At 39.3% G+C, this 12,894-nt stretch carries 13 protein-coding genes; 5 read left to right on the top strand and 8 right to left on the bottom strand.

Going from position 1 to position 12,894, the window contains the following annotated elements:
* Positions 1-29: 29 nt before the first annotated feature.
* The 4 genes from SB717_RS17635 to SB717_RS17620 all read right to left on the bottom strand — a co-directional run bounded on the left by SB717_RS17635 (position 30) and on the right by SB717_RS17620 (position 3,609).
* Positions 30-1,256: a DUF819 family protein gene (locus SB717_RS17635; RefSeq protein ID WP_410904327.1), complete on the bottom strand. Its 1,227-nt coding sequence runs from the start codon at positions 1,254-1,256 to the stop codon at positions 30-32.
* Positions 1,257-1,386: 130 nt separating this feature from the next.
* A complete protein-coding gene (locus SB717_RS17630) occupies positions 1,387-1,953 on the bottom strand; it encodes a TetR/AcrR family transcriptional regulator (RefSeq protein WP_074676991.1) in 567 nt (188 codons plus the stop codon).
* Between the two features lie 121 nt (positions 1,954-2,074).
* Positions 2,075-2,713, bottom strand: a complete 639-nt coding sequence (locus SB717_RS17625; protein WP_410904326.1) for a hypothetical protein — start codon at positions 2,711-2,713, stop codon at positions 2,075-2,077.
* On the bottom strand, positions 2,710-3,609 hold the full coding sequence (locus tag SB717_RS17620; protein ID WP_410904325.1) for a LysR family transcriptional regulator: 900 nt from the start codon (positions 3,607-3,609) through the stop codon (positions 2,710-2,712). The genes SB717_RS17625 and SB717_RS17620 overlap by 4 nt, the downstream gene beginning before the upstream one ends.
* A gap of 155 nt (positions 3,610-3,764) precedes the next feature.
* Here SB717_RS17620 and SB717_RS17615 point away from each other — a divergent pair, with 155 nt between their 5' ends.
* Positions 3,765-4,514, top strand: a complete 750-nt coding sequence (locus tag SB717_RS17615) for a sulfite exporter TauE/SafE family protein (protein ID WP_410904324.1) — start codon at positions 3,765-3,767, stop codon at positions 4,512-4,514.
* Between the two features lie 21 nt (positions 4,515-4,535).
* Here SB717_RS17615 and SB717_RS17610 read toward each other — a convergent pair whose 3' ends face one another.
* From SB717_RS17610 to SB717_RS17600, 3 genes are all read right to left on the bottom strand, one after another.
* Positions 4,536-5,030 carry a GNAT family N-acetyltransferase gene (locus SB717_RS17610; protein WP_074676995.1) on the bottom strand — a complete coding sequence of 165 codons (495 nt, stop codon included), beginning with the start codon at positions 5,028-5,030 and terminating at the stop codon, positions 4,536-4,538.
* Positions 5,031-5,097: 67 nt separating this feature from the next.
* Positions 5,098-5,739 carry an NAD(P)-dependent oxidoreductase gene (locus SB717_RS17605; RefSeq protein ID WP_074676996.1) on the bottom strand — a complete coding sequence of 214 codons (642 nt, stop codon included), beginning with the start codon at positions 5,737-5,739 and terminating at the stop codon, positions 5,098-5,100.
* Positions 5,740-6,142: 403 nt separating this feature from the next.
* Positions 6,143-6,805 carry an MgtC/SapB family protein gene (locus tag SB717_RS17600; RefSeq protein ID WP_098621133.1) on the bottom strand — a complete coding sequence of 221 codons (663 nt, stop codon included), beginning with the start codon at positions 6,803-6,805 and terminating at the stop codon, positions 6,143-6,145.
* Positions 6,806-6,916: 111 nt separating this feature from the next.
* Here SB717_RS17600 and SB717_RS17595 point away from each other — a divergent pair, with 111 nt between their 5' ends.
* Both SB717_RS17595 and SB717_RS17590 read left to right on the top strand, forming a co-directional pair.
* Positions 6,917-7,726 carry a class I SAM-dependent methyltransferase gene (locus SB717_RS17595; protein ID WP_410904323.1) on the top strand — a complete coding sequence of 270 codons (810 nt, stop codon included), beginning with the start codon at positions 6,917-6,919 and terminating at the stop codon, positions 7,724-7,726.
* Positions 7,727-7,769: 43 nt separating this feature from the next.
* A complete protein-coding gene (locus SB717_RS17590) occupies positions 7,770-8,489 on the top strand; it encodes a poly-gamma-glutamate hydrolase family protein (protein ID WP_410904322.1) in 720 nt (239 codons plus the stop codon).
* 146 nt (positions 8,490-8,635) lie between these two features.
* Here SB717_RS17590 and pdxR read toward each other — a convergent pair whose 3' ends face one another.
* On the bottom strand, positions 8,636-10,039 hold the full coding sequence (pdxR, locus tag SB717_RS17585; protein WP_074677000.1) for a MocR-like pyridoxine biosynthesis transcription factor PdxR: 1,404 nt from the start codon (positions 10,037-10,039) through the stop codon (positions 8,636-8,638).
* A 112-nt stretch (positions 10,040-10,151) separates the two neighbouring features.
* Between pdxR and SB717_RS17580 the strand changes: the two genes are divergently transcribed.
* A complete protein-coding gene (locus tag SB717_RS17580) occupies positions 10,152-10,550 on the top strand; it encodes a GNAT family N-acetyltransferase (protein ID WP_410904321.1) in 399 nt (132 codons plus the stop codon).
* A gap of 233 nt (positions 10,551-10,783) precedes the next feature.
* Positions 10,784-12,877, top strand: coding sequence for a TerD family protein (locus tag SB717_RS17575; protein WP_410904320.1), 2,094 nt, complete (start codon positions 10,784-10,786; stop codon positions 12,875-12,877).
* Positions 12,878-12,894: the final 17 nt, after the last annotated feature.

Raw genomic sequence — 12,894 nt, 5'->3', positions numbered from 1 at the left:
TTGAGTCATCAGAGGAGGCGTTTTTTTATTTAAAATGTTAAGTACCAATAGCCAAGTGCAAAGCCGATATAGTTACCAATAATATAACCAAGCGTTCCTACTACCAAGATAGGACCAACCAAACTTCCCCATCCTTTAGCAATCGCCATTGCACTTGCTGTCGTAGGTCTCCCTACCGTTGCATTACTCGCCAGTAAAATATGTTCCAAATCAATTTTAAATACTTTTCCTAAAAGCAGCCCCACTATTAAATTACTCAGTCCCACAATGAGCACAAATAGAATCAAGAGAGGTGCTTTTTCAACAATTAATGGAATGGAAGCCGGCACTCCAATGACAACAAAGAAAATATAAATGAAGTACGTGCCGATTTCTTGGCTTCCGCTAATGTTTTTAAAATAAGAAGGAAACAGATAAATGACAAGAAACGTAAGTGTGGAAAGCAATAAGTATTTTTCGCTCAAAATAGTATGTAATAACGTTTGAACTACTGAAACATTTGGGCCGGTTGGAATGATTGTTCCAAACCATTCGGCTAATTTAAACGATGCAACCACTAGAAAAAATGATGTACCAATTGAAGCCGCCACGTCTTTTAATGAAATTTCTTTTTTTACCCAATATTTTTCTGCAAGCGTATGACGATCATTTTCTTCATATTGCCCAGCCTCTACTTCTTGAATATGAGGAGTCTTAAAATGTTTTCTAAAAAACTTCATAGAAGGAACAAACATATACACAGCAAACAGCAAAGCCATGACCATATTATCAGCAACCACCGTCGCGGAAACCATTTGACTTGATGGTTCAAATTTAGCCGCAACGGTAGCAAAGTTAACCCCTCCGCCTACATAAGAAGCGCCAATAGCAGCTGCAATTTTTGCTAGTTCAGGAATATAATCTTTTAATAACAAGAAGCCTGCTGTGCTCCCTATGACCGTTCCTACCGCACAGATTAAGAAAATAAAAAGCAGTTTCCGGCTTTCTTGGAATAATTCTTTCATATTGACTTGAAATAACAATAATGGAATGGCAAGCGGTACTAGATACGCCCAAACCGCATCATAAACCGGAGACTCTGTAGGAATGATTTTTAAATTTGATAGGATAAGCGCTCCTGCTAGCGCAATAATAGCTCCTGACAGAAAAGAAGCCCACTTATACTTTTGTTCGAGAAAAATACTAACAGAAGCCCAAATCGCCAGAATTCCCCATAGTGCCCACGTATCATCAGCTTGAATAATAGTAAAAATCACAAGCTACTCCTTTCTTTCTCTTTGTAAGAAATAGAATTTTCAGAAAACACAATTTAAATTTTATCAATATATGCCAAATTCCGTCAATCCATAAAAAAAGCTTTCCACTCTAAAAGTGAAAAGCTTTTTTTTATTTGCGAATCAGAACTGGAATCTGCTGCTGAATCTGCTGCAAAGGAGCGCTTGTTTTCTCTGTTAACGAACGCAAGATTCCTCCTTCGATCATACAGTTAATCACAACTGCGAGCTCTCCTGCCTGCTTTTCTTGAAATCCGCTCTCTATCATTTTTTCTCTAAAAAGTTTTTCCCAATCTTGAAACGCTGCGTAGCAGACTTCACGCAGCGGTTCATTAATAAGCGCCGTTTCTCCAGCCAGCAGTCCAACAGGCATACCGGCAATACTTTCTTCGTGTTCAAACTGCTTGGACAATTCTTCAATAAAATACTGAATAGCCTTCGATGCGTCAGAAGATTTATTTAGACTTTCTTTAATTTGAACTTGGACGTATTTATTCGTATATTGAACAGCGTGAATCGCCAGTTCTTCTTTCCCTTTTGGAAAATAATAATAAAGAGACCCTTTTGGCGACCCACTCTCTTTAATAATTTGATTTAATCCTGTTGCATGATAGCCTTGCAGCTGAAAAAGCCGCGATGCTGTTTCTAAAATCTTATCGCGTGCATTTGCTTTCTTCACAAAACGATGCCTCCCCTATATAATAAGTGGTTTCTATAACACTACTTATCATATAAGTAAATGAAATTTTTGTCAAAATAAAGTGAATATTTTACCATTTATTTTTTCTTATTTTTATTTCTTATGACCTAATAATTATTTTTCTTACTTCTTCGGCTAACGGTTGAAGAGGCGTAATAATACGGTCGCTTACCTCCGCCGCCGCTTCTACCATCGAGAGCTGCGCCACTGAAACAACGGTGTTATGCTCTTTTATTAGCTCATGTAAGACATGCTTCACCTTCTGTTTATACTCTTTTAAGTTTCCAGTCATTACTAGTTCAAAAGCACCTTCTATCACAACAGAGCGAACTTTTATCTTTACATTTTGATGAAATGCAAAATCGTCTAGGCGCTTCATTGTTCCTTCTACGGTCTCCGGATTTGTAAACACGATAAGCTGCGGTTCTTCTATTTCACATATTCGGCGAAAATAAGGCTCATCAATTTTAATAATTGGAATATCGCTTGTAAATGCTTCTGGTAAAAGAGCAATGTAATTCGTACACGTAAGTAAAATGACATCCGCTGAACATTCTTCCATCCACTTTAACTGCTTCTCTACTTTTGCAGGTGCTGACTCCGCTGCAAACTTAGGGTCGGTTGTTACCCGATGTACAAGGCCGGGGTCTACGAAATGCATACAGTTCGTAAATGGCAGCGCTTTTTCTATATAAGAGATGTTCGAATGATGAGCGTGCAGGCAAGCAATTTTCTTCATCGTTTTCCTCCTGTATGATGGTCTTTGAAATACTGAATTAAAAATTCCTGGAACTTTTTCGCAACAGGAGTTAAATATTTATCCTTGTTCCACGCAACCCCAATAACCCTTGAAGCAGTGTCTTCCTTGAGTTTTATTTTTTTAATACCTCGCAAGTCCACTCCCTTTATTTCAGGAAGCAAGGCAACCCCTAAATGAGCCGCTACAAAACCAATCACCGTCAAAAATTCTTCTCCTTCAAACGTAATATTTGGGACAATTTCGGCTTCTTCAAACAGCTGATCAAAAATTGTTCGGCTTCCGTATCCTTTTTTTAACGCGATAAACGATTCATGAGCCAACTCTGAAATCGAAAGCACTTGCCTTGAGGCAAAAGAATGCGTATCAGGGACATACGCGTACAGCTCGTCTTTCCATAAATATTCCCACTGAATTCCTGCCCTAGATTCCGTTACAGAAGACATACAAAAATCAATTTCCCCCGTTTGAAGCTGATTGAGCATGATGTTCGTAGCGTTCTCAAAAATTTGAAATTGAACGTTCGGATACTCTTGTAAAAAAGCATGAACTAGTTTTGGGACGGACGAAGCGCCTAACGATTTTAAAAAAGCAAACGAAATACTGCCGCGATGAGGATGAATCAAATCCGAAAGCTCACGTTTAGCTTCTTCCATTTCATTTAATACTTTGGCCGTTCGTTCGTAAAAAAGCCGGCCGTATCGATTTAAAATAACTTGCCTTCCTTTTCGTTCAAATAGCGGCACGCCAAGCTCTGATTCTAATTTAGAAATTGAGCGGCTGAGCGTAGGCTGCGCGATTGATAATCGTTCCGCTGCCTTTGTGAAATGTTCCGTTTGAGCTACTATATTAAAATATTCGAGCTGCTGCCATTCCATTTTTTCACATCCTTTACTTATTACATAATACTATCAATTTCATATAAATTATACATTGGACGTCATAAAAAATTCATGTTTAAATGAAGAACGTAGCACTTGCTAAAAATGTTATGTGCCTGCATAGAATAAGTGTTGAAAGAAGGAATTAGTTTATGGATGTTTCAATTGTTTTAACAATGTTAGCCGTCGGACTGATCTTAGGATTTGTCGGAGCAGGCGGATCAGGTTTTATTATTTCAATTTTAACGCTGCTGTACGGCGTATCTGTACACGTTGCACTCGCAACGGCTCTTACCGCAATGATTTTCTCTTCTTTATCTGGCGCAGTCAGTCATTACCGCGAAGGTAACGTATCTTTAAAATCCGGTATCTCTGTTGGTATCCTCGGTGCATTAGGCGCTTGGATTGGGTCTAACCTTTCATCCTTTATCCCAGAAGGCGAGCTAAAATGGCTAACAGCCGGCATGCTTTTATTATCTGGTGTTTTACTTTGGCTGCGAATGTTTTTATTTTCCCGTCAGCAAAAAGAACGTGTGATTCCAACAGGAGCTAAATTTGTCGTCTACTCTTTACTAATTGGCTTAATTACCGGCGCTCTATCAGGAATGTTCGGAATTGGATCAACTCCATTTATCCAGCTTGGCCTTATGATGGTGTTAGGCTTGTCTATTCGTCAGTCAGCCGGAACGACAATGCTCGTTATTATTCCAATTGCCATCGGCGGAGGAATGGGCTATTATCAGCAGGGCTTTTTAGATATTCCACTGTTGATTCAAGTTGTTGTCGGCACAATGGTCGGTTCATATATTGGAGCAAAGTTTACAAATCGCGTACCTGCTCCAGTATTAAAAACGTCTCTTGTAGCTCTCCCTATTTGCTCTAGCTTCCTCCTTGTTATATAAGAAAAAAGCTTGAACTCTTGTTCAAGCTTTTTTTATGTTCATCTGATAAACAAACTGCTTTCCTTGGCTTCCAAAAATATACCGGTCTGTATCAACAAAGCCGCTTCGTTTATACAGATGCTGTGCGGCCGTGTTTTTATGGTTCACCCCTAGCACCACTTTATTTTTAGTCGGAAAGTGATAATTGATAAAAGAAGGGAGAAGCTTTAATGACTTTTTGCCAACTCCCTTTCCTTGATAATCAGGATGAATGGAATAAGACCGTATTAAAAGCGTGCTGGAGCTCTCGGTATATTCTTTAACGGCTTCCCCTGCGTCGAGCACGAAAAAGCCGGCTAGTTTGTTTTCTGCCAAAATCAAAACAGGCGTTCTGTCCTTTTCCTGCTCACACTTAGCTAAGGCTTCAGCAGGAAGTGCCGTATAAATGAGCTGCTCTTCAGGCAGCGTATAGCTATGTATAGATGACTCATAGGCTTCACTATAAAACGTTAGTGCTACGTTTACTGTATTATCCATTCTATACCTTACTCCTTTTTCTATAGTATAACATGCACAAAAAAAGCCGCATAAAGCGGCTTTTCCTTTATCTAGCGTCGGATACAACGGTAAAGCGTTCGTTTACATGCTCTCCCCGCTCAATCTCATCAATGACAGCAATGGCGTAATCAGCATAGCTGACATGGCTGTTTCCTTCTGAATTTAAAATAACATGATCTTTCCCAGTTTTATAAGCATCCGTTCGTTTTCCTGAAGGATTAAAAAATGCTGCTGGGCTAATAAACGTCCAATTAATATCGCTTGTACTTTCTAAGTCTTTTAAATTTTGAGCTTGATTGTCAGCTGTCGCCTTATACTCTTTTGGAAAATCAGGCGTATCCGCTAGACGCGTCGTTTTCTCCTCATCAACAAACAAACTGCCTGCTCCTCCTACAACAACAAGACGCACGTCCGGAGCTTGTTTAAATACGTGAATTAACGACTGCCCCGCTTCTACATGCAGGTGTTCTTTTCCTTCAGGAGCTCCAAACGCATTCACTACTGCATCCAGGCCTTCGATATCTTTTGCCGTGATATCAAAGATGTCTTTTTCCAGTGTACGAACATCTCGTTCATCTACTTTGCTTGCATCACGTACGATTGCCGTTACATCGTGCCCGCGATTTAAAGCTTCTTTCACGATAAAACTTCCTGCTTTTCCTGTAGCACCTACGACTCCAATTTTCATTTTATAACCTCCAATAAAATTCTCTATATTTAGGTAATAGCCTTTTTTTGCTATGCTAAAACACTGCGAAACGGTTTAAGCAAGATAGAGAACGAATAAAGAGGCTGAAGCGAAAGTTTTTTAGTTGAAGAAAGATCCGAACGTAGGTTTCATATATATGGAGGTGCTTCCAGCGGTTGATTGGAGAGCAAGGCGAAGACTCCTGCGGGAAAAACGGAACAGGTGAGACCCCGCAGGAGTGCAAACGACGATGAAGCTCACCGGCCGCCCGCGGAAAGCGAAGCCTTGCACGGAAATCAACCGCGGTGTCCTAAACGATCCATACTGGCCCCTTTATCCATTTGTTCGATTTTAGATTAATTTAGTTATGTCTTAATCTCTTTGACAAAAAATAAATAAGTGCCTATTCAATTTCAATAAATAACACGTGAGCCATAGAGTGAATGGATTTAATCAATTCTACTTTATTCCCTTTCTTTTTTGCCTTTCCTTTTATTTCTACAAAATAGAGCAGCTCACCTTGATGATGATCTTGGTGAATTTCGTAAGATGAAATCATAATATTTTCTCTTTCAATCTTATCAAGCAGCTCATAAATATCTTCTTGATTTGCTGCACGAAACTTAATTAAAATGGAATGAGTAGAAAGAGATGTAAACATCACGTTCAATATTTCTAAGCCAATCAGCACCAATATAGTTGCACTAATGCCGACTGTATACATACCCGCCCCAATGGTTAAACCAATTCCCGATGTTGCCCATACGCCTGCGGCTGTTGTGAGCCCTCTAATATGCTGCTTTTGAATAATAATCATACCTGCCCCTAAAAAACCAATACCGCTTACTACTTGTGCCGCAACCCGGCTCGGATCAAGAGCCATATGATCTTGATGAAGCACATCTGAAAAGCCATATTTCGAAATCAGCATAATCAGCGTGCTACCGACAGCAACTAAAAAATGAGTGCGAAACCCTGCTTCTTTTGCTCTGAATTCTCTTTCTAATCCAACCAAAGCCCCTAACAGACCTGATAGGGCTAGACGACTAATAAAAGCTGCGGTCATTTTTTCTCCTCCTTTCCCTTCCTCTTCATTTTTTCATAAACGCACCTATTAACTATTTCTATTTTTGTTATAATTTACTATAACTTTTTTTTGAATAGGAGGCTCTTTAAAATGGATAAAGTCATCGATTATTACAGCAAATTTGATGAATGGGGACGATTAGAACGAGAACCTATTGAGTTTCAAGTAAACTGGCATTTTATTAATAAGCACCTTCCCCCTAGCGGACATATTTTAGATAACGGTGCCGGACCGGGAAGGTATGCTTTGAAACTAGCAGAAAACGGCTATGAAGTAACTTTAACCGATTTGACGCCGCAGCTAGTTGAAAAAGCCAAAGAAAAAGCTTTAGAACAGCAAGTATATAATGCATTTCGTAATTTCCATGTGGCAGATGCACGAAACCTTCACTGTTGTTCAGATGAACAATTTCATGCGTCACTAATGCTTGGACCAATGTATCATTTACAGAAGAAGCAAGATCGTATTCAAGCCGTTCGAGAGCTGTATCGAGTCACAAAGCCAGGCGGAACTGTTTTTATTTCGTTTATGCCGCGTGTTCAGCACATGATTTCTTCTTTAACATCACGGGAACGTTTAAAACCAAACAACACGGCAAAAGCGCTTCATGATTTTTATGAATCAGGCTGCTTTGATCATGCAGAAGAAGGCCGATTTACCCACGCTTATTACACTAAAATTGAGGATATTATTCCTTTTTTAGCGAACTATGGATTCCAATGTGTTGAGCTAATTGCCTCTAACATTGCTTCGTCAGTTAATTCAAAGGAATGGACGTACTGGCAGGAAACTTCTTCTGAAGAAATGAACAGCATCGTTCAGCTCCTTATTCAACAAGCATCAAGTTCTTATCACCTTGGACTGTCTTCTCATTTACTTTATATCGGGCAGAAATACTAATAATCACCTCTATTTATCATAGGATAAATAGAGGTGATTATTAATGAACCGTTTATTCAAATGGAGTACAAGCATTTTGTTGTCCTTGATGTACTGCTTTTTGATTCTCCCTCCCTCTTATGCAAGCGGTGACTATTATTCCTCTTATGCAGAACTGCAGCAGCACGAAATTCTTCACCAAGACTACGATATTCGCTATGAACAGCGCTTTAGCTACCTATCCATTATGGCCATTCACGGCGGAGGAATTGAACCGGGTACATCAGAAGTTGCCAAAGAACTCGCTGATCGCTTTTCCGCTTCTTATTATTTATTCGAAGGCATCAAGTCCACTAACAACGGAGTTCTGCACATAACCTCAGAAAACTTTGACGAACCGATTGCTGGAGGAATGGCTCAGCAAAGTATGTCCGTCATGACGATTCACGGCTACAGTGGCAGCCAGCCTATCGTATATGTAGGGGGAAAAAATCAGCTTTATAAAGAGCTGGTAAAGCAATCGCTGCGCAAACACGGCTTTACAGTCCGTGACGCCCCTTCTGATATAGCCGGAACAAGCGAGCAAAATATTGTGAACGATAATCTGCTAAAAGCCGGAGTACAGCTTGAACTCACAGCCGAACTAAGAAAATCATTTTTCGTAAACCACGACTGGTCGAGAAACAACCGCATGAATGTAACGCCGCTTTTCCATACATTTATCACTTCCTTACAAGAAGCATCTTCTTCCTATCAAACTTTCCTTTACTTTCAAGTTCACTAACTTATTAACCCTTGCCTGTTCCTTGATTTCCAGACAAAAAAGCCAGCGCAGTCTGTATAACCAAACGCGCTGGTTCTTATCTATTTCTCTCGCTAAAATAGACCGTTTAAAGTCTTTTTGTTTAAAAAACTCTTTAATTTCACTTCTTATTGGACGAACCAAGCTTTAAACAGCGAATCTATGCCCATTTTTATCTCTTCGTCAGACAGTCCCGCAAATCCAAGCAGTACATATGGCGTCTGGTTTTTATTAGCAGTATGATAATAAATAGACGTTGGATAAATCGTTATTTTTTGCTCGGCAGCTGCTTCAATTAGTTTCTGTTCACTCATTCCGTTTTTTACCTTAAGAAGAATATGCAAGCCAGAATGTTCTCCAACAATATCTACACTTTCTCCCATAGTAGTAGTCAAACAATCTAGCAGCAGCGCTTGTTTTTTGCGGTATGCTGTTCTCATTTTATTCAAGTGACGTTCCCAGTGTCCTTCTTTCATAAAAAGAAAAAGCGTATGCTGATGAAGTCTTGAAACAGGCTGTTTAAAAAGTCCACAGTGCTTCACATATCTTGTAAGAAGCCGGTGTGGCAGCACGGCATAACTTATTCGAAGAGAAGGCATCAACGATTTTGAAAACGTCCCCGTATAAATAACGCGATCGTCTTGATCTAATCCTTGAAGTGCCGGAATCGGTTTTCCTTTATAGCGAAATTCTCCGTCATAGTCATCTTCTATAATATAGCCGTTCGCTTCCTTCGCCCACTCTAGTAGTTCAAGCCTTCTTGCTATCGGCATGACCATACCAATAGGAAATTGATGAGACGGCGTAATGTACACCGCATCCGCTTCGCTTTCTTTCAGTTCCTTGACTTTCAAGCCAGAACTATCAAGAGAAATAGGGACGACCGACATGCCTTGTTCTTGAAAAACGTGCCTTGTTCGGTGAAAACCTGGGTTTTCGAACCCAATTATCTTTTCTTTTCCTAGAATGACAGAAAGCAGCCACATGAGGTACTGTGTACCTGCACCTATCACAATTTGCTCCGCTGTGCAGCGCACTCCTCTTGAGTGGTAAAGGTATGACGCAATTTCTTGGCGAAGAAGCAGTTCGCCCTGCGGATGTCCGCTATAAAAAAGCTGGCTTTCATCATGATAAATAGCTTGAACCGTTAGCTTTTTCCACGTATTATACGGAAATTTTTCTACGTCTATCTTTCCATGGCTAAAATCAAGTGCAGTTGATTTTTGATCTTCTTGTTGCAGAGACACAGAGATAGGAGGCAGTTCTTGAAGCACGACTTCATTTTTTATCTCTTTTACAAATGCTCCTTTCCTGGCTAGTATCTCAACATAGCCCTCTGCTTCTAACTGTATATAAGCTGCTTCAACCGTATTTTGGCTAATGCTTAAATGAAGAGCTAACTTTCGTTTAGAAGGCAGTTTTTCATGAGGCGGAATGGTACCTTTTTGAATTTGTTTTTTTATGTAAGTATAAAGCTGCATGTATAAGGGATCTGCTTTTCTTTTATCGAGCAAAGGCATTAACTCTAACATGATGTTCTTTCCTTTCTAACTGGCACTATCAAATTTACTGTTTCTGACACTTATTCTCAGTTCAGTTTCTTCATATACTGGACTATATCTTATAACTCAAGGAGATGACACAATGACCATTACTTATAAAACCAACGTCTCAATCCGTGCCGAACAAGCTGCTGAAGTGTTTGTACATTCAGGTATTAAACGTCCTGCACAAGATCTTGATCGGATTCAAAGAATGCTTGATCATGCTTCCCTTACCATTACCGCTTGGAAAGACAGCGAACTCATTGGCATAGCCAGAGCGTTAACAGATTTTAGCTACTGCTGCTATTTATCGGATTTAGCTGTCGTAAAAGACTATCAAAATCAAGGAATCGGCACACAGCTCATCAAGCACGTTCAATCAGAAATCGGTGAAGAAACCGCGCTCATTTTGCTTTCCGCTCCTTCTGCTATGAACTACTATCCAAAAGTCGGCTTTCATCAGATTGATAATGGGTTTAAGATTGAGAGAATTCGATAGGTAAAAAAGATAAAAAATTCCCTTTCTTACTAAACTATTATTATTTTACATCTTTTCAATATGATGGTACACTATTCAAAGATTAAGGCTATGATACTTCTTCCTTCTCATCCAACTCTTAGAATTTAGAGGTATCCCTTTCCTTAATCCATTAACTTAACTATACATATATTCAAAGTCAGGAAGCAAAGCGCCTGGCTTTTTCTGTGCAAATCATACATGGTGGTGTTTGAATGAAAAACGATATTTTTTTAAGAAGACAGTCTAAAGTAATTGTGAAGCAAGGCTCAGATATATTACCCCCTGCTTATGTAGCTTCCATGTTAAAAAACATTGAGGCATTAGGATTTACAGCTTCAACTTCTTTAATTGACCGGTTACTCACTCTTCCGTTCTACGAATTTATGTCTTTTTATGAGCAGCTTCTCTTATCTTTAAAAAGGCTTGTTGGCGCTCATGTTAAATATAAACCGATGTATCCTAACTTTCCAAACGAAGTCATGCAAGCGTCCAAAGCAGAACTATACATAAATGCTGTGGTTCACTATCTGACTGGGATTTTACCAAACAGTGAAAAACAAGATGTTTTTCCACTGTTTGATACTACAGATTTACGGATTATTGACCTCGGAACGGATGAAGAATTTGACCTTATGATGCGCCAATTAATTGGTGCCAATACCTCATTATCGCAAACGGATCGAGCAGACATCGAATGGTCTCTTATCAATTTACCGGCATTAGACCTACTTCCAGCAGTCATTCCTCAAAAAGAAAATGCTGCATTTGTTAGCTCAGTTTTAATTAAAACAAAAAAACTACCTGTTGATGTCTTGTCTTCTTATTTTAAAACAGCAACAGACGTCTTACGTTTGGCAACCGCTTTATCTGATGGCGATATTAGCCTTTCATCACCCACTTTATTTAAAAAGTTTAGTCGTTTTGAACGCCGAAGCTTGTTGCAGCTGCTAGAAAGCACTCCAAATGTAGAAGAAGATATGTTTCGTTATAAAGTAAAGTGGATTCGTTTAGGTGAGATTTTACATCCTGGAGAATACAAACATCGATTTCCTCACGCTGCTAAAGGATTCGATGCTGTTCGAAACCATAAAAGACCGTTGACGTTCTATAGTAAATTAGAGAAAGCACTCGAGCAACAAGACATCTCAAAAGCAGTTTCACTTTTAGAAAAACGTCCAGGTGACTTTGCTAGACGAATTGACCATTTACTGCGCTTATCTACTGGGGAACAAGAAGCTGCTTCTATTATTGTAGCATTTGCAACGGTCGCTCATCATGTCTCTACGCCAGTACTGCTTCAGCTCTATTCACATATGAAGCATCGATATCATAGACAAGATATGCGCGTTGTGTTTCCAAAAGGGAATGTGTCCAAAGTAATGGCGCTTGATAATCCCTTACCTTCTCTTCGTAAAAATCTTTGTGATGATGTAATAAATGCATGCAAAGATGCTTTACATGACCGTTTTGCTAAGTTGCCACCTCTTGGAAATGTATGGCTTGATGATCGTTTGCGTGAACAAACTATACCATTTTCACAGCGTTCAAACAGCAAAACATTAAAAACAATTAGTAGGGGCAGTAAATTAACAATTCCTGAAGGCAATACGCTTCGTTTTTTTATTTGGTGGAAAGAAGGCTTTGTAAATGGTGAACACACCGGTAGTGTAGATATTGATTTGTCTGCCGGAATTTACGATGAAAACTGGCAGTATAAAGAGCATATTTCTTATACAAACTTATCTTCAAAAAGCTTCAAAGCTTTTCACAGCGGAGATATTACATCTGCTCCTAACGGGGCATGTGAATTTATTGACTTGCATATCCCTACGATTCTAAAAAAAGGCGGCCGTTATATATTGATGAACGTTTATTCATTTTCTGTCCAGCCTTTTGTTATGCTTCCCGAATGTTTTGGAGGATGGATGATGAGACAGCACATAGAGTCCGGCGAGATATTCGAACCTTCTACCGTACAAAACAAAATAGATCTTGCTAGTGATTCTACCATCTCCATCCCTTTGATTTTTGATTTACAAGAGCGAAAATTAATCTGGACGGATATTTCACTGCATCATCATGTTGCATTTGAAAATAATCTCGAACAAAACAATGGATCCGTCTCTCTTATAGGAAAAGCTATGACAAAGCTGTTGAAGCCAACGCTTTATGACCTTTTTTCATTTCACGCAGAAGCTAGAGGAACACTTATCTACGACAAGCAAAAAGCTGACACTATTTATTCTCTTGATGAAGGTGTTACCCCTTATGATATTGAAACAATTATCGAAACCTACCTAACCTAATTACTTATAGGAAATTA

The sequence above is a fragment of the Priestia sp. SIMBA_032 genome, assembly GCF_046535215.1.
Lineage (GTDB): Bacteria > Bacillota > Bacilli > Bacillales > Bacillaceae_H > Priestia > Priestia aryabhattai.
Note: the sequence above shows the minus strand (reverse complement) of the source record. Positions and strands in the feature narration are given on the sequence as shown.